At 60.6% G+C, this 16,575-nt stretch carries 18 protein-coding genes; 9 read left to right on the top strand and 9 right to left on the bottom strand.

Going from position 1 to position 16,575, the window contains the following annotated elements; genetic code table 11:
- Nucleotides 1–17: 17 nt before the first annotated feature.
- Nucleotides 18–323, bottom strand: a complete 306-nt coding sequence (locus tag AC1DXN_RS12125) for a hypothetical protein (RefSeq protein WP_477242270.1) — start codon at nucleotides 321–323, stop codon at nucleotides 18–20.
- 273 nt (nucleotides 324–596) lie between these two features.
- On the opposite strand from AC1DXN_RS12125, the gene AC1DXN_RS12120 reads away from it, so the two are divergent.
- Entirely contained in the window at nucleotides 597–1,256 is a 660-nt protein-coding gene (locus tag AC1DXN_RS12120) for a sulfotransferase family protein (protein ID WP_477273957.1), read from the top strand.
- 112 nt (nucleotides 1,257–1,368) lie between these two features.
- Here AC1DXN_RS12120 and AC1DXN_RS12115 read toward each other — a convergent pair whose 3' ends face one another.
- The 5 genes from AC1DXN_RS12115 to AC1DXN_RS12095 form a co-directional block, all read right to left on the bottom strand.
- Nucleotides 1,369–1,557 (bottom strand): hypothetical protein, encoded by a 189-nt coding sequence (locus AC1DXN_RS12115; protein ID WP_477273955.1) that lies wholly within the window; start codon nucleotides 1,555–1,557, stop codon nucleotides 1,369–1,371.
- A gap of 230 nt (nucleotides 1,558–1,787) precedes the next feature.
- Entirely contained in the window at nucleotides 1,788–2,309 is a 522-nt protein-coding gene (locus AC1DXN_RS12110; protein ID WP_477273953.1) for a flavodoxin, read from the bottom strand.
- A 114-nt stretch (nucleotides 2,310–2,423) separates the two neighbouring features.
- Complete coding sequence (locus tag AC1DXN_RS12105) at nucleotides 2,424–3,416, bottom strand: aldo/keto reductase (protein ID WP_477273951.1); 993 nt, start codon at nucleotides 3,414–3,416, stop codon at nucleotides 2,424–2,426.
- Nucleotides 3,417–3,451: 35 nt separating this feature from the next.
- Nucleotides 3,452–4,441 carry an aldo/keto reductase gene (locus AC1DXN_RS12100; protein ID WP_477273949.1) on the bottom strand — a complete coding sequence of 330 codons (990 nt, stop codon included), beginning with the start codon at nucleotides 4,439–4,441 and terminating at the stop codon, nucleotides 3,452–3,454.
- Between the two features lie 79 nt (nucleotides 4,442–4,520).
- Entirely contained in the window at nucleotides 4,521–4,931 is a 411-nt protein-coding gene (locus AC1DXN_RS12095; protein ID WP_477242280.1) for a (R)-mandelonitrile lyase, read from the bottom strand.
- Between the two features lie 134 nt (nucleotides 4,932–5,065).
- Here AC1DXN_RS12095 and AC1DXN_RS12090 point away from each other — a divergent pair, with 134 nt between their 5' ends.
- Nucleotides 5,066–5,980: a LysR family transcriptional regulator gene (locus AC1DXN_RS12090; protein WP_477273947.1), complete on the top strand. Its 915-nt coding sequence runs from the start codon at nucleotides 5,066–5,068 to the stop codon at nucleotides 5,978–5,980.
- Between the two features lie 49 nt (nucleotides 5,981–6,029).
- Here the strand turns inward: AC1DXN_RS12090 and AC1DXN_RS12085 are convergent, their stop codons facing one another.
- The 3 genes from AC1DXN_RS12085 to AC1DXN_RS12075 all read right to left on the bottom strand — a co-directional run bounded on the left by AC1DXN_RS12085 (nucleotide 6,030) and on the right by AC1DXN_RS12075 (nucleotide 7,571).
- Nucleotides 6,030–6,761: a DUF2270 domain-containing protein gene (locus AC1DXN_RS12085; protein WP_477242284.1), complete on the bottom strand. Its 732-nt coding sequence runs from the start codon at nucleotides 6,759–6,761 to the stop codon at nucleotides 6,030–6,032.
- 161 nt (nucleotides 6,762–6,922) lie between these two features.
- Entirely contained in the window at nucleotides 6,923–7,153 is a 231-nt protein-coding gene (locus AC1DXN_RS12080; protein ID WP_477242286.1) for a hypothetical protein, read from the bottom strand.
- 115 nt (nucleotides 7,154–7,268) lie between these two features.
- Nucleotides 7,269–7,571 (bottom strand): hypothetical protein, encoded by a 303-nt coding sequence (locus tag AC1DXN_RS12075; protein ID WP_477273945.1) that lies wholly within the window; start codon nucleotides 7,569–7,571, stop codon nucleotides 7,269–7,271.
- 300 nt (nucleotides 7,572–7,871) lie between these two features.
- Between AC1DXN_RS12075 and AC1DXN_RS12070 the strand changes: the two genes are divergently transcribed.
- From AC1DXN_RS12070 to AC1DXN_RS12040, 7 genes are all read left to right on the top strand, one after another.
- Nucleotides 7,872–9,014: a helix-turn-helix domain-containing protein gene (locus AC1DXN_RS12070; RefSeq protein ID WP_477273943.1), complete on the top strand. Its 1,143-nt coding sequence runs from the start codon at nucleotides 7,872–7,874 to the stop codon at nucleotides 9,012–9,014.
- Nucleotides 9,015–9,434: 420 nt separating this feature from the next.
- Nucleotides 9,435–11,084 (top strand): putative bifunctional diguanylate cyclase/phosphodiesterase, encoded by a 1,650-nt coding sequence (locus AC1DXN_RS12065; protein ID WP_477274028.1) that lies wholly within the window; start codon nucleotides 9,435–9,437, stop codon nucleotides 11,082–11,084.
- A 279-nt stretch (nucleotides 11,085–11,363) separates the two neighbouring features.
- A complete protein-coding gene (locus tag AC1DXN_RS12060) occupies nucleotides 11,364–11,885 on the top strand; it encodes a ubiquinone biosynthesis methyltransferase UbiE (RefSeq protein WP_477273941.1) in 522 nt (173 codons plus the stop codon).
- Nucleotides 11,882–13,060 (top strand): methyltransferase domain-containing protein, encoded by a 1,179-nt coding sequence (locus tag AC1DXN_RS12055; RefSeq protein WP_477273939.1) that lies wholly within the window; start codon nucleotides 11,882–11,884, stop codon nucleotides 13,058–13,060. The genes AC1DXN_RS12060 and AC1DXN_RS12055 overlap by 4 nt, the downstream gene beginning before the upstream one ends.
- A complete protein-coding gene (locus AC1DXN_RS12050; RefSeq protein ID WP_477273937.1) occupies nucleotides 13,057–15,423 on the top strand; it encodes a SpoIIE family protein phosphatase in 2,367 nt (788 codons plus the stop codon). The genes AC1DXN_RS12055 and AC1DXN_RS12050 overlap by 4 nt, the downstream gene beginning before the upstream one ends.
- A gap of 2 nt (nucleotides 15,424–15,425) precedes the next feature.
- Entirely contained in the window at nucleotides 15,426–15,986 is a 561-nt protein-coding gene (locus tag AC1DXN_RS12045) for a slr1658 superfamily regulator (protein WP_477273936.1), read from the top strand.
- A gap of 18 nt (nucleotides 15,987–16,004) precedes the next feature.
- Nucleotides 16,005–16,343 carry a slr1659 superfamily regulator gene (locus AC1DXN_RS12040; protein ID WP_477242300.1) on the top strand — a complete coding sequence of 113 codons (339 nt, stop codon included), beginning with the start codon at nucleotides 16,005–16,007 and terminating at the stop codon, nucleotides 16,341–16,343.
- Nucleotides 16,344–16,575: the final 232 nt, after the last annotated feature.

Here is a 16,575-nt window from a genome sequence, read left to right as displayed (position 1 = left end):
CGTCGCTCCTGCGCGCCTCAAATTCCCGAGCCATCCAGTTGCTGGCTGTCCTCGCCTTCCCAGGGCGCCGGCATGGAAGCCCGGCTTAGATTGGCTGTCGGCAGCGGCATCCAGCACTTCAGTTCCGGTTCGGCGTATCCAATCACGTGTCCCGGAGACGAGTCGGAAGCGCGCCAGCCTTCAATGCCGAACTGATCGGCTCGCGACCAATAGGCGAGGTCGACTTCGGCCGGCCCCTGTTCGGATGGCCGGATCGTGACCAGGATCCTGCTGCCATCCTTCGGCGCACTGGTCATGTGCCGCCACCGTTCGGGCTCGTCCATCGCATGTCCTCCTGCAGTCTGGCTGTCCGAGCAGAATAGTCGCTTCGCGGCCAAGGCTGGTCAACCGATCTTTGCAGGGGACAGCTCCATCGTTCGCGGCTAATCTGGCTCGGCTGCATCTGGGATATGCGCGATGAAGAGCGAAGGGTTACTGCCCAACGCCACCCGGTGTTCCCTGGGCGCGGACATGGCCGCTGTCGTGCAGCGGGGAAACCGCCCGTGGGGTCATGGCCACGGGACCGACTTCGGCCGGTTCGACACAGGGGGAAAACGATGTCGATCAAGGTGATCGGAACCGGCTTTGGCCGCACCGGAACGGATTCGATGCGCGAAGCGCTGACCATCCTCGGTTTTGGCCCCTGTCATCACATGTCCGAAGTTATCGCCAATGAGGAGCAGAAGCGGCTCTGGCGCGCGCTGGCGAAGGGCGCCGTGCCCGACTGGAGTGCGCTGTTTGCAGGCTATGCCTCCTGCATGGACTGGCCATCGGCGTATTACTGGCGCGAGCTGATCGAGGTCTATCCCGACGCCCGGGTCATCCTCACTTGGCGCTCTGCGGAAAGCTGGTGGCAGAGTTTCGAGAAAACCATCCTGGCCGGCATCAGCCAGAGCCAGGATCAGGAATCGCTGGGCATTGCCTTGGTTTCGAAGCAGGTCTTCGGCGGCAAGGCGCACGACCGCGCGGCCGCGATTGCCCTCTACGAGGCTAACGTCGCCGCGGTCATGGCGACAGTGCAGCCGGAGCGGCTGCTGGTCCACAATCTCGGCGACGGCTGGGAGCCCCTGTGTGCGCATCTGCGCGTTTCGGTGCCGGACCAGCCCTATCCCAATCGCAACAACACCAGGGAATTTCAGGCGGGATTTGCGCTGAACCAGCGCGCTGAGGGAAGGTCGGCGGCTTCGGCTCCGCCAGATCCGCGAGGCCGAAGCTAGAGCCTGTTCCATCCCGATGGAATCGGGATAGGCCTATCCCTTTGTTTGAGCATGATCTTTTCCGAAAACCGGATTCCACTTTTCGGGATCATGCTCTAAAAGGCAGGGCCGACTATCGCAGCCTTGCCGCAATGGGAAATTCCACGACGTCACCCGCGGGCCGAGTGTATTGGGCCGCGACAATTGCCTCGATCAGAAGGTCCAAGGTCGCGCGGGCATGGCTGCTCGTCCCATCGTCGCCGCGCAGATAGTGGCATGCTCGTTCAAGATGGAGGTGTGCGGCGGCAAAGTCGCTCTTCATAAGCTTCTCCTTATTGCCCGCCGTTCAACAGGGATGGCCGATTCGCTTTACCCGATGGCAAATATCCACAGTCGGATTTGAATTAAATGCCTGGCTTGTCGATCCTCACCATGCCGCAATATCCGCAGGCGCGCGGCCCCAAAGCCGCCACGTGGCGCCATCGCCTGAGAAGGGGCCGGCGCCAGACTGATCATGCTATTGAGATGAGGCCAGGCCCGCCGTCCAGCTCGCTACAAACGCAAGCCGCGGAGCCATTCCGACACCGCGGTTTGTGCCTCACCTGCATCCTCCCCCAGCACCGCGAGGCCGTCCAGCACGCTGGCATCCGGGCACAATTCCTGGATGTCCCGCCGGGACCGGCCGAGGCCGCTGACAATGTAGGTGACGAATGGTGCAATGATCTTGCCTGACAGATCATGGCTGGACAGGAAGCTGCGGACCGGCGGCGTCAGCCTGACGTTCCAGAGCGGCGAGCCGATGAAGACAACGTCGTAATCCCGAAGATTGTCGATTGTCGTCTGCAAGGGCGGCATGTAGTCGGAGCTCTGTTCTTCGACGTTTTGTGCGACAAGCGCATCATAGTCATCCGGATAGGGCTGCACGGTCCGGAGCTCCACCATGTCGCCGCCAACCAGCCCATGGATTTGGTTGGCGACAGTCCTTGTGTGGCCGGTGCGCGAATAATAGAGGATCAGCACCTTTCGGCCGGCAAAGTTCGGCTTTGCCGGCTCGGCGAGGATTATTGTTGGCATCAGAAAAAGCCCGCCTGTCACAAGCCCGGAAATTGCCTTCCAGGAAGAACCGAGGAATTGCCTCCGATCCTTCGATATCCGCCTCATGCCAGGCTGACGCTGGCGCGCCATCGCCTAGCGGCCCGTCATGTCGAGCACCGCTTGCGGCAAGCGGGCACCCTTCAATGTGATCTGCGACGCCGCCTGGTCGATATCCCTGAGCTCTTCCGGCGCAAGCTCAATGGCGGAAGATCCGAGGTTTTCCTGCAGACGGTGTAGTTTGGTGGTGCCGGGGATCGGAACGATCCATGGCTTCTGTGCCAGCAGCCAGGCAAGCGCGATCTGCGCCGGGGTAGCGCCCTTCGCCGTCGCCACGCTGCGCAGCAGGTCGACCAGCGCCACATTCGCTTTCAGCGCCTCGGGCGCAAAGCGGGGAACGCTGGCGCGGAAGTCGGTGCTGGCAAAAGTCGTGTTCGCGTCCATATTGCCGGTCAGAAAACCTGCCCCCAGCGGGCTGAAGGGAACGAAGCCGATGCCGAGTTCCTCCAGCGTCGGCAGGATCTCCGCCTCGGGGCCGCGATACCACAGTGAATATTCGCTTTGCACCGCGGTCACGGGATGGACGGCGTGCGCGCGCCGGATGGTCTGCGCCCCGGCTTCGGAGAGACCGAAATGCTTCACCTTGCCCGCATCGACCAGCTCCTTGATTGTGCCGGCGACATCCTCGATCGGCACGGCGGGATCGACGCGGTGCTGGTAGAAGATATCGATGCGGTCGGTCCTGAGCCGCTTCAGCGCAGCCTCCGCGACCGCCTTGATATGGTCCGGCCTGCTGTTCAGACCGCCGCTGCGCTGGCCCGTCTCAAGGTCGATGTCGAAGCCGAACTTGGTGGCGATCACCACTTTATCGCGCAAAGGCGCCAGCGCTTCGCCGACCAGCTCCTCATTGACGAACGGACCATAGGCCTCGGCCGTGTCGAACAAGGTGACGCCAAGCTCGACGGCGCTCCGTATGAGCGAGATCATGTCGCTCTTCACCGCCGGCCGACCGTAGGCCGAGGTCATGCCCATGCAGCCGAGCCCAAAGGCCGAGACGTCGAGGCCGTTTCCAAGTCTGCGCTTTTGCATCTTCTTTCTCCTTGATTGCGGTTTGAAAAAATCGCTCAGCGATCGATCCTTGCCGCCTGTTGCGGAGAATAGCGCTCTCCCTGCACGGCAATCGCGGAAACCGCGTTCTCGATGTTGGCAAGATCGGCTGCGGTCAGCGCCACCGTGGACGATCCGATGTTCTCCTCAAGGCGATGGAGTTTCGTCGTGCCGGGGATCGGAACGATCCAGGGTTTCTGCGCCAGCAGCCAGGCGAGCGCGACTTGTGCCGGGGTCACCTTCTTCTCGGCCGCGATCGCGACAATCGCATCGACCAGCGCCTGGTTCGCCTTGCGGGCCTCCTCCGCAAAGCGTGGGACGGTGTTGCGGAAGTCGCTGCTGTCGAACGTCGTGGTGGCGTCGATGGCGCCGGTGAGGAAACCCTTGCCAAGCGGGCTGAAGGGCACAAAGCCGATCCCCAGTTCTTCGAGGACCGGCAGGATCGCCTCCTCGGGTTCGCGCCACCACAGCGAATATTCGCTTTGCAGGGCGGCGACCGGCTGCACCGCATGCGCGCGCCGGATGGTGCGCACGCCAGCCTCGGAGAGGCCGAAATGCTTCACCTTGCCTTGGCTGATCAAATCCTTCACCGCGCCCGCCACCTCTTCGATAGGCACGACCGGATCGACGCGGTGCTGGTAGAGCAGGTCGATGCGGTCGGTCCGCAGTCGCTTGAGCGAGGCCTCGACGACGTCGCGAATATGCTCCGGCCGGCTGTCCATGCCTTCATGTCCGGCCGTCCCGGCAATGTCGATGCCGAACTTGGTGGCGATCACCACCTGGTCGCGGATCGGCTGCAGCGCCTCGCCGACGACCGCCTCGTTCGTGAACGGCCCATAGACCTCCGCGGTGTCAAAGAAGGTGATGCCCCGCTCGAACGCGGAGCGGATCAGACGGACCGCATCCGGCGTCGCCATCGGCGCCCCGTAGGACTGGCTCATCCCCATGCAGCCAAGGCCAAGGGCCGAGACTTCGAGGTCGCTGTTTCCAAGTTTCCGCTTTTGCATTTGTTTGTCCTTTCAAGAATTGTTGGAGGCCGCGCCACGTCCGTGTCGCGATCTCCGTTTCAGGTCGGATGTTCGATGCTCATGCCGCCCAGGGTGCGGCCTGGTATTGTTGGTCGCTGACATGCTCCATCCAGTCGGCGGCCTTGCCGTCGAGCGATTCCTGGATGGCGATGTGCGTCATCGCCGTGGTCGGCGCAGCACCATGCCAATGTTTCTCGCCGGGCTCGAACCGGACCACGTCGCCCGGACGGATGTCCTCGATCGGGCCGCCCCAGCGCTGGACGCGGCCGCAGCCTGCCGTAACGATCAGGATCTGACCGAGCGGATGGGTATGCCAGGCGGTGCGCGCGCCCGGTTCGAACGTCACCGCATTGCCGGCCGCACGCGCCAGCGCGTTTGCCGCAAACAGCGGGTCGATGCGGACGGTGCCGGTGAACCAATCGGCCGGTCCCTTGCCGGAGGCTTGAGAGCCGCTTCGCTTGATGTCCATAGTCTGGAGTCCTTCGATCGGCCGCGGCGTTCGCCCGGCCTTTCCCGATGATTGGTGTTGGGTGGAATCTAGCGGCTGCGAAGGCGGCGGATTAGATGGTATAATCCGCATGCACCTATGAGGAGGATTCATGAATGCCGCGCGAGAACGTCAACGACCTGATCGCTTTCCTGGCGGTGGCCAAGGAGCGGAGTTTCACCCGGGCGGCGGCGCAACTCGGCGTTTCGCAGTCGGCGCTCAGCCACACGGTTCGCGGGCTGGAAGAGCGGCTTGGGCTCAGGCTGTTGACCCGCACCACGCGCAGCGTCTCGCCGACGGAAGCCGGCGAGCGCCTGCTGCAGACCATTGGCCCACGCTTTGAGGAGATCGAGACCGAGCTCGCCGCGCTGAGCGAACTGCGCGATAAACCCGCCGGCACGGTCCGCATCACGGCGGGCGAGCATGCCGCCGACACGGTGCTGTGGCCGGCTTTGGCGAAGGTGTTGCCGAACTATCCCGACATCAAGGTCGAGATCATCGTCGACTACGGTCTCACCGACATCGTCGCTGAGCGCTATGACGCCGGCGTCAGGCTCGGCGAGCAGGTGGCGAAGGACATGATCGCCGTGCGCATCGGCCCAGACATGCGCATGGCGGTGGTCGGCGCGCCCGCCTATTTCGCCAGGCGCAAGCCGCCAAAAACGCCGCAGGACCTGACGGCGCACGATTGCATCAATCTCAGGCTGCCGACTTATGGCGGGCTCTACGCCTGGGAGTTCGAGAAGAACGGCCGCGAGCTCAAGGTGCGGGTCGAAGGGCAGTTCGTCTTCAACACCTCCGCGCTCAGGCTGAGCGCGGTGCTGGCCGGCTTCGGCCTGGCCTATCTGCCGGAAGACCAGGCGCTGGCTCATATTGCCGATGGCCGGCTGGTGCGCGTGCTCGCCGACTGGTGCCCGCCCTTTTCAGGCTGCCACCTCTATTACCCCAGCCGCCGGCAGCATTCGTCGGCCTTTGCCGTGCTGGTCGAGGCGCTGCGCTATCGGGGGCGAGGGGCGAGCCAGCCCGACTAACCTACGCCGGCTGCATCTCCGGCGCGGCAGAGGCGGAAGGCGAGGCATCTCAAACATGCACCGTACCGTGCGAAAGCTCGCCTTCCTCGCTACTGACGAGGACGGCCGCGGCGAGCATGGCGGCATAGGCCAACCCGACAATGCATGTGACAACGATGCCGGGCACCGGGCCGAGCGAAGCTACCCGCATCGCGTCCAGGAACGAGGCGCCGAAGCCGATTGGCGATCCGTCGCGTTGCAGGCTGGGCGTCGTGATCTTCAACACCCAGGCCAGCATCAGGATCGTGTACATGAAGATGTAGTTGCGGCGCAGCCGCCGCACCAGCGCCGCGCGCTGCGAGATCAGGAAGCGTGGCGAGCGTAAGCCTTCGCCGACAATGGCCAACCAGTTGGAGGCGTAGTCCGGCTGCGGCGAGAAGATCTGCGCGAAATAATAGCGCTCGAACTGGCGTACCCGGGCGCGGTAGACGTCGAAGAAGCGGTAGCGCCGCGCCTCGATCCACAACAGCAGCGTGATGAGCAGCATGGCGAACAACAGCACACCGTGATGGGCGCTGGGCGTCGACAGCGACACCGACAGCATGGCGGCAACAACAGTGATCGCCCAGTTGCTGGTCCGGTCCAGCCTGTCGCGCCAGCCGGCCATGCGGGCGATCTCGGCGCGATGGAAATGCGACATCGTCGTTGCCAGTTCCGATGAAGTGAGCTTCATCGCGAACACCTCCGACGCCCGCGGCGCTGCTGCCGCTTCGGCCGGCTTCACGGTCTTGACCTGGGACATTCCCCGCCACGCGCCTCCCTGACGCCATGGCCGGCCGAAACAAGCCGGCCTACACCCCAATAGACACAACGCGCGGTCGGCCGAAACGTTCCAGCCTCTTTCCTTGGAGGAGTTTATGCGCTCAGCCAGACCCGCTCGGCTACGCGGTCGAATGCGGTGCGCTAATGCCCGCTTCCCGCGCCGTTTTGCCGACGAGACCTGACCGCTTCCAGCAGTTCGCACTCGCCGGTGTGAGCATTTCGAAAAATGGCCACAACCATCACCGCCAGGATTTCGGCGTCCGGGTCCAATGGGTCGAGACGCTCATCCGCGCAGATCCGATCGAACACGCGTTCGCAAATAGCCAGATCGTGAGGGCTGAGGCAGGTGCGATTGAAGCGCCGACGCAGCATCTGTGCGAACCTTTCAGGGCCCGCTGCCCGTGCTGCAGCGGGCCTCTTACCGACGAACCGCTGAGGCGATGGAATGCTCCAGCGATAATATCGTCGATAGTGTATTGCGGTGAGTTTACTCGTTTCCTGACGATTGAACTGTCAGCAATCCCAAAATTTCCCCGCACTCGCGAGCTTTATACTGACCAATGGTCATCAACTGGTAGTAATCCTGCCGCTTGTTTTCCGGTATATGAAAGCCGCGCCTAAAATCGGCCGCCTCCTTCGGCGTTCGAGTGCAGCCGATTTTACTGGCGGTGACTTTCAAACTGGCCAGTGAGCATCCGATCCTGGCCGCAATATCCTTCAACGGCTCGTTGTTAACGTATCCGTCAAGAATTATCTTGCGACGAGCTTCGCTGTTGAGCTTTGCGGTCATTTCGAGGGTCTCCCCAACTACGCTTCTACAATGCTCGATGTATAAGCACCGGGCTGAAGAGTGTCGTTAGCGCCGCATCCAGAAACTTATCTCGGAATGCATTTGTTGCTGTAACTCAGCGTGATCGCCGGCTCTGTCGACGCGAATCAGCTGCAGTCGGCAGGGTTGCGGCTGTGGTCACCGAACGGCTTGATCGGGCTGGTCTGTCGATATCGGCCTCAGAGCCTTGCCAGATACCTGAGATACACCACATGATTGAGCGGGGCATGGGCATAGCCGATTCGGATATGGCACCACGCGATGGACGCTAAAAAGCGAGGCAAGACCCCTGCGAAGCAGCCGCCGGAGCGTGATCGACGTCGTTGGTCGCGCGACGCTCAACCTCACAACGAGCAAGCTTCGTCACTCGCGCCGGCGCTCCAGCCTTTGTCCTTTTCAACGCTCGAACTGACACCAGAGGATCAATTCGCCGCCTGGCAAGCGCATATGGCTCCGCTTGTCGAGGTCAAGTTGCCGGATGACAAATCGCCGGACGATGGCTTTCCCGCCGACCACACGGCCTGGAACCTCGGTGGCATGCTGGTCGTTCAGCAGCGCGCAGCGGCACACAGCTACATGCGTTCTGCCGCAAAACTCCGGTCCAGCTCGATCGATCACTGGTATATCGCCTTGCCCCATACTGGCCGGTCGTGGACGGAGGTCGATCGCCGCGTTGCAGAAGGCCAGCCGGGGAAATTGGAGATCAGGTCGCTTGGCTATCCGTTTCGCGGGAGGACAACGGACTCCGAAAGTCTCTTTCTCTATCTGCCGCGTGATTTGTTCGCCGATGTGGCGGCAACCCTCGACGCGAAGAACAATTCAATTCTGTTCGGCAACTTTGCCAACCTCCTGGTCGACTACGTCAACAGCATCGAGGCAAGGCTGCGCAGCCTCACGGCCGAAGATCTGCCCCGCATAGTGCACGCAACACGCAGCATGATCATTGCCTGCCTCGCGCCGCCGGCGGAACATGCTGCCGCCGCCGAACAATTGGCGGGTGTCGCGCTGATGGAGCGGGCGCGCCGATACGTCCAAAACAATCTGGATGCGGCTCGTCTGACACCGGGTTCAATGTGCCGGGCGCTCGGCGTTTCGCGCTCCCGTCTCTATCAGTTGTTCGAACCAAGCGGTGGTGTTCTCCACTACATTCAAAGCCGCCGGCTTCTGGCAGCCCATATCGCGCTTAGCGATCCGGCGGACAGCCGGCGCATTGTTGAAATTGCCGAGGCCTTCGGGTTTAGTTCAGCGGCCAATTTCAGCCGGGCATTCAGCAAGGAATTCGGTTACAGCCCCCGCGAAGGCCGCAGTACGGTGGTGTTGCCGCGCCCGGCCCACTCTGCTTCTCATGCAGAACACCAGAAGGCCTCTTCCTTTGAAGGTTGGCTCAAGGCGCTTGGAAATTGAAACAGGATCGGCGATGTTGAGATGGGGCAGGTTCAAGCGGGCTTGCCAGGGGCGGCCAAGGCCACGCTGGCTCATGGACCACAATATTTCGTGTCGCGTCGATCGCGACATCAATCATACAGCCAATCTCCGCCAATTGCCGATTTATTAATGAACTGTCACAGTTCACTAATATCGACAATTTTCCGCCAATCACGGCAGAGCATGCATTGCAACAACGCAGCATGCGGAACTTGTTAAGAAGCGAGTTGAAAGTTTGCCAAGCTTGGCAGTTATGCTATTTCTGGACTGGGGAACTCGAATTTGCACCGCCTATGGAGGTGGCTCTTGAACCCAGAGGCATCAGGCGTCGGCACGGATAGTGAGGGGCTTTCCTCAAGCGATGTTCCACATGTCGGCGAAGCGCTTCTCGCTGACCTTTTGGCAAACACGACCGAACTTTTGTCGTTCTATGACAGCGACTTCTGTCTGACGCACTACGCAACCAAGCTCAAAGGCGTGTACGGAGGCGCGGTAGCGCCAGGTGCCGCCGTTTGGGAGATCTACCCGAGCTTCCTCGATGCGAGGTACCGCGACGAATTTCTTCGTGTGTTCCACGGCGGCACTCCGGCACGCATCGACTTGCCGCGATCATCGGACGAAGCGCCCCGTTCCGTTTTCGTATTCGCCGCCGCGAATGGTGTGGGAATCATCGAGACAAGGGGGCACGGCGAGCGGAGTGCGGCGGAGGAGCAGGAGCATGGAATTCTGCTCCATCAGGCGACGCACGACGTGCTGACCGGACTGCAGAATCGGCGGCGATTCGGCGAGCGGCTACAGCAGGCGCTGGCGGGCATCGGCGGAGCAAAGCCGAAAGCCGCCTTGCTGCAAATCGACCTCGACGATTTCAAGGCGGTCAACGACACGCTCGGTCATGGAGCAGGCGACACGCTTCTTCAACTCGCGGCGGGTCGAATCCGCGACGCTCTGCAGGACGGTGAATCCGCATACCGGTATGCCGGCGATGAGTTCGCCGTCATCCAATTGGGAAAGGATCAGCCCGCGGAAGCCGAGCGCCTCGCAGGATCGCTGGTCGACGCGTTCAAGGAGCCTTTCGTCATCAACGGCATTCCCGTTTTCGTCGGCTCGAGTATCGGAATTGCTTTCGGGCCGGAGCACGGGACCGATGGCGAGCAGTTGATGAAAGCCGCCGACATTGCACTTTACGCAGCCAAGACGGATGGACGCGGTTGCGCTCGAACGTTCAACCGTTCGATGCTGCTCTTGCTCGAGCAACGCGAGAATCTGAGGCGCAACCTTCGAACCGCGCTGGAGCGGGGCGAGCTTTATCTGGAGTATCAGCCGCTCATTCGCTCTCCCGCGTCGGTGATCGGCTTCGAAGCGCTGCTGCGGTGGCGGCACCCCGAGATCGGAATCATTCCACCCAGCGTGTTCATACCGATCGCCGAGGCGGACGGTCTGATGGACGAGATTGGACGATGGGTGCTCGAGGAAGCCTGTCGCCAGGCATTGACGTGGCCCTCCTCGCTGACGGTCGCAGTGAACCTGTCGCCGGCTCAGTTCCTTAGCGGTTCGCTGACGGATACCATCGCTCAGGTCATCGATGCAGTTGGAATCCGGGCCGACCGACTTGAACTCGAGATTACCGAGACGGTTCTTCTCGAGAAGACGATCGACAATATCGACACATTAAACACGCTGAACGTCTTGGGAATACGAATATCGCTCGACGATTTTGGAACATACTACTCATCGTTGAGCTACCTTAAGAACTTTCCCTTCGACACGTTGAAGATAGATCAGTACTTCATTGCCGACCTGGAGACCGATCTCAAAAGCCAGACCATCGTGCGATCGATCATAAATCTGGCGCACGGCCTGGGAATAAGCGTCACCGCCGAAGGGGTCGAGACGTCGGCACAGGCGCGGTGGCTCATCAAGGAGAATTGTGATTGCCTGCAAGGCAATTTCCTGGGACGCCCGCTCGGAGCCGAGGCAACCAGCAATTTCATCAGACGGTCCCCGCTAAGGGTGGTGCGAGCGATGGAGGAATCAAATCGGGCGGTTTAGAGCGGTTCAGCTTTTCATAGTGCCGCCGACCCGCTCTAAGTATTTGTTTTTACGCAATTTCGGACGGAAAACCGCTGCGCAGGTTTCCTGAAATTGCTTTGCACCTTGCACCCTTTGTTAACGGTGAAGTGGAGATTTGTACAAAACGATCGAGGCAGATACCGCTCAATTCTTCGAGTCGGTGCAAGAGTGACTCATCACGGCGCGCGGTGAAATTTTTCATCGCGGAGACCATCGCCCTACCAGGGCTCAGTGCTGATGGAACAAGGGAGGATGCCTATGGGACCTGTTCATCATGAGCTGGCTGGCGAGCCGACTTTTGCGCCCATGATCCAGATCGACATGGAAATCAAAGCCTTCGTCTCCGCCTGGAGTCACTGCCATTATGTCTCGTCATACATGGCCCGGATGATCAGTCAAAACAGATCAGACTCGGTCCGGCATTCAAATCTCTTCTCCTCTGCCCTCAATGAATTACTGGAAGTCGCCTTTCGTACCCGCCATGCCGGTGGTGAACTGGCATGCAGGGTGTCCCGCCACGGCGCAACGGACAGGATCGAGCTGACGTTCCCATGCGTGCCGGAGGAGCGCCAATTCTACGAAGAAGCCGTGTCACACGTCGCAGGAACAGAAGCCAGGGAGCGATACCTCAATTCGGTGTCCGGGGATCTCGCGCCCAGCCGGGAGGTCGTGCTGCTGGAACTGGCTGTCGACTACAACGCGATGCTCAGGGTCGAGGAAGCCGATGGTGATGCAATCAAGCTTGTCGTGGATCTTCCGCTTGAGGGTCTGCAACATTGAGCCCTTACGACCTCCTCCCGCGCTTCAAGGCGCAATATGACGCCAACAACCAGGAGTTCTCCATATCCGGGGTGGTCCGGCCTCAGGCAATCGATGAGCTTGGGCCCAGCATAGCATTGCTCCGCGATGCGATCGGCCGTGTGCGCGGCGTTCTCTACTTCAATGTCAGACGCCTGACGCAAATGAATAACGCCGCGTTTCACGCCTTTTCGAGGATCATCATCGACGCCTGCCGCGCTCGGCCCGATCTCAAATTCGTCGTCATCACGTCAAGCGTCGTCGGATGGACCTCGCGAAAATTCGGTCGCTTGAGCGGAATCGAGCCGAACATCACGGTCGAGGAGTATGACAGCGAATTCTATCCGGGACAGGGCTTCCTCGAGGAAGGCGGGTTCGTTCCGATCCTGCGTTCACAGACGAAGATGACCTGGCGCCACGAGCGCGCAATCTTGCCGCGACACGGCATGAGGCCGGGGATCGTCATGGCCGACATCTGTTGCGGGATCGGCGATTTCGCCGTGCTCGTGCAGAAGGAGTTCCAGCCATCGCGGATCGTCGCCCTCGACCACTCCATATCGAGCCTGAACTATGCCCGACAGGTGATGCGGGAGTTCGATATCCGGGGCATCGAATATACCTATGGAGATGCGTCGGAGATGCTGCTCGACGAAGCGCAGTTCGACCTAGTGACCTGCCGGCATTCCCTCCAGATATTCAATCGGCCTGAACTCATCCTCAAGGAGCTCTACCGCATATGCAAGCCGGGCGGGCGGGTCTACATCACCAACGAGAAGAATTCGCATTGCCTCGGCGAGCCGCGCGCCGAAAGCATCCGTTGGACCTACAACGAGGTGGCGAAGCTGTTCGGGCATTTCGAGATGGACGTCGAGCTTGGGCCAAAGAGCCGGCGATACCTGATGGAATCAGGATTCGAAGATATCCGTGTGGAGACCTTCATGGTCACCAACCTGGACAGCGATCCGCAGGATTTCGCCGATGTCATTGCGGCCTGGGCGGATGTCTATGCGGGCGAGATGGCGACCAGGCGCGGCGATGGACCGGAGTTCGTCGCACGGTTCCGGCAGGGCTTCGAGGATCACATTTTCGCTGCGCTCCATCCCAAGGGTTATGCGGGTTGGCCGATCTGGGTCGCATCGGGGCGACGGCCGCAATGAAAGCCGACAATGAGCCTACGCCGCGCTTCGGCCTGCGCTCCTTTCGAGCGAAATTCGTGTTGGTCGTTGGCGGCGCCGTCCTGTTCGACCTCCTGCTGAGCGGTGGCCTGGCGCTTTGGAACGTTCAGAAGCTGTCGCGCGACGCAACATCGGAAGTCGGTGAGGGCCTGACGACCGCAAACCAGGAATACATTCGTTCCTATGCTGAATCGACGGCGTTGAGCGTCGATCTGCTGCTCGATCGGGTTCACGGCGACGTCAAGGCGCTGGCTGGCGTACTGCAGGCCCAGATCGACGAACCGACGAGGCAGCAAGAGGTCGGAGCGACGCTTTCGCATGAAGCGCCCGGCTCCGTGAAGGTCGTCTACGACGCGCAGGGTGATTGGGCGCAGAACCTGCCTGGCGCGCCTTCCGTGGTCAGTGTCTGGGGCTACCTGCTGGGCGCCGATCACACGCCGCTGCCCGACGTTCAGAAGGAAATAGAAGACAGCACCGTGATCGATCTCGTCGCGCCGACTCTCATGGCCAGCGGATCGTCCAAACTGCAAATGTACTATATTGGTCCAAAAGAACGGCCGATCTTCAGGACGGTGCCGTATACGGACCAGGCGCAGACCTTCGACAAGCTCTATCCGGGCCATAACAAGGCGGAGTTCTGGGAGTTCTTCTTTCCGGGCATCTATGGTTCATGGCAGCAATGGGCCAGGGATCCAGCCTCGCGTCCGGTCCCTGACGATATCACCCAGACAGCGCCTTATACCGATGCAATCACGGGAAAGCTGATCGTCAGCTTTTTCCACCCGCTGTGGACGCGCGATCACACCGGTATCGCCGGTACGGCCGGGGCAGACATCACTCTCGATCAGCTCGCGGAAGTCGTCGAAAGGGTGAAGATCGCTGAAACCGGGTTCGGCTTCCTCACCATGTCGACTGGCAATGTGGTGGCGATCAATCCGTCGGGCCAGGCGATCATCGGCCTGACTTCATCAAGCGACGCGGGCACGCAGGGCGTCACCGGCCTGGAGCGGTCCCTGCGGGGAAGTACGCAGCCGGCTATCGCGTCGCTGCCCCTCGGCCAGAACAATGACGGTGTCATTCAGCACATCATGCTCGACAACAAGGGCGAACGCGTACCCTACATTGTTGTCCTCAAGCGACTGAAGCCGACCAATCTGTGGAGTTCGGGACCGATAAAGTCCGAAACGATGTCGGTCGGGATCGTCGTCCCCGAACGGGAGATCTACGCGTCCCTGTTTGCCGCACAGCAGAGTATTTCGCGCGCAACCAATCGTATTCTGCTCTTTCAGATCGGTGCGATCATCGTTTCGCTTCTGATTGTTTTCGCGGCCGTGCTCGGAATTTCGAAGCGGATCACCGCGGGCCTCAGGGCGCTTGCCAGTGCCGCCCAGCGGCTCCAGACCAAGGACTATTCAGTCCGCGTCAGCATTCCGACGCGCGACGAGGTTGGAGCCGCTGGCATCGCTTTCAACCGCATGGCCGAGCAGATCAGCTTCCACACGGAAAACCTCGAGCAACTCGTCGACGAACGAACCAGGGAGCTCGGCGACGCCAATCAAGAGATTTCCGCTCTCAACGAAAAGCTGCAGGACGAGAACGTCCGCCTCGGCGCCGAGCTCGCGGTTGCCAGGCAGATCCAGTTGATGGTCCTGCCGAAACCATTCGAACTCGAAGCGATTCCAGGGCTGGAGATCGCAGCCTACATGCGGCCGGCCGACGAGGTCGGCGGCGATTATTACGACGTCCTGCAGAACGGATCCCGGATCAAGATCGGCATCGGCGACGTGACCGGTCATGGTCTTGAGAGCGGCGTGCTGATGCTGATGGTCCAATCCGTTGCACGCGCGCTGCAGGAGACCGACGAAGCGGATCCGCACCAGTTTTTGGACCGGCTGAACAGAGCGATCTACAAGAACATCGAGCGGACGAACACCGGCAAGCATCTCTCGCTGGCCTTTCTTGACTTCGAGGATGAGCGGGTAACGCTATCCGGCCAGCATGAGGACGTTCTCGTCGTGCGCGCGGACGGGGAAGTCGAACGCATCGATACGCTTGATCTGGGTATGCCGGTTGGTCTGGAGAATGACATCTCGAAGTTCATCGACACGCGTGACATCCTGTTCGAGAGTGGCGACGTGATCGTGCTGCACACCGACGGTGTGACCGAGGCGGAGGATCAGGACAAAAGGCTATTCGGGTTCGAGCGCCTCTGCCAGAGCGCAAAAAAACGTCAAGGCGGCAGCGCCGAGGACATCAAGATCGGGATCATCGAGGATCTGATGGCCCATATCGGAGTCCAGAAGATCCATGACGACATCACCCTCGTGATCATAAGGCACACATAGCAATGACAACGCTGTTCGGGACCCCTGACATTGCAATCGGGATGAAGGAGAGCGTCAGTCGCGTGCGGCTGTTCGACGGACCTCTCGACTTGAGTTGGCGTCATTGTGCCACGACCTCGGACTTCATCGCCGATCTTTTCGCATTGCGTTTCCGGTCGTCCCGCAATGACTACATCGAAGTGCGGCACAGCATCGGATACCTGGTCAACGAGCTCATCGAGAACGCCGTCAAGTTTCGCGCACCGGGTGAGATCGTGATCGAGGCGTCGATGGATTCGGAGTGCTTCAAGCTCAAGGTGTCGAATGACGTCGATGGTGAAAATGCATCCGAGTTCAAGAACCTCCTGGCGGACATCACGGTTGGCGACCCCAAAGACCTGCTGATACAGCGAATTGAAGCGAATGCCGCGAGCCCCGACGTGTCACGCTCCGGACTCGGATTGCTGACGCTGATGAGCGACTATGGCGCACGCCTGGCCTGGATATTCAGCGCCGCCGACGAAAGCGATCGGATTTGCCTGGAAACCTATGCCTCCATTCCGATCTCGCAAACGCACAACTAGAAGAAACGAAGCCAGGCCATGGAAATCAAGACAGACGACTACCGCGTGTGGAACGAAGGAAGCGATATTTTCTTCGACGGCGCAATGCGGCTTGCCAGTTCCGAGGCCGGCGCGCCCGTCACGGCTTTGGCGACCAGTGTTCTTGCCTCAAATCCCGCTTCCATTACACTCAATCTGAAGGACCTTCACTTTCTCAACTCTTCCGGCATCAACCTGCTGGCGAAATTTACCATCGAGGTACGCAAGCATCCCGATGTTCGCCTCGTCGTGCGTGGAACGCCCGACATACCCTGGCAATCGAAATCACTGCCGAACCTGAAGAAGCTGCATCCCGCCCTGGTGCTTTTGATGGACTAAGGTCTGTTGGTCTTCAGGCCTGAAGACCAACAGACCTTAACTGGGCGGCGTCGGCCAGTCGGTGCAAGATCGCCGCACCGAGAGCGAGATATGTACGCCAGGATAAGTATCTGGATGCGAAGCTAACGACATTCCGACCTCGTCCGTAGATGTTCGCAACGGGTCTGGCGGGGGCTCGGCACAGGCGGCAGGCGTCCAGAAAGCTGGGGTGTCGCTGCCTGTGCCGGCAACG

Source organism: Mesorhizobium sp. P2_H9, from assembly GCF_056403215.1.
This window is presented reverse-complemented; position numbering and strand designations above follow the sequence as displayed.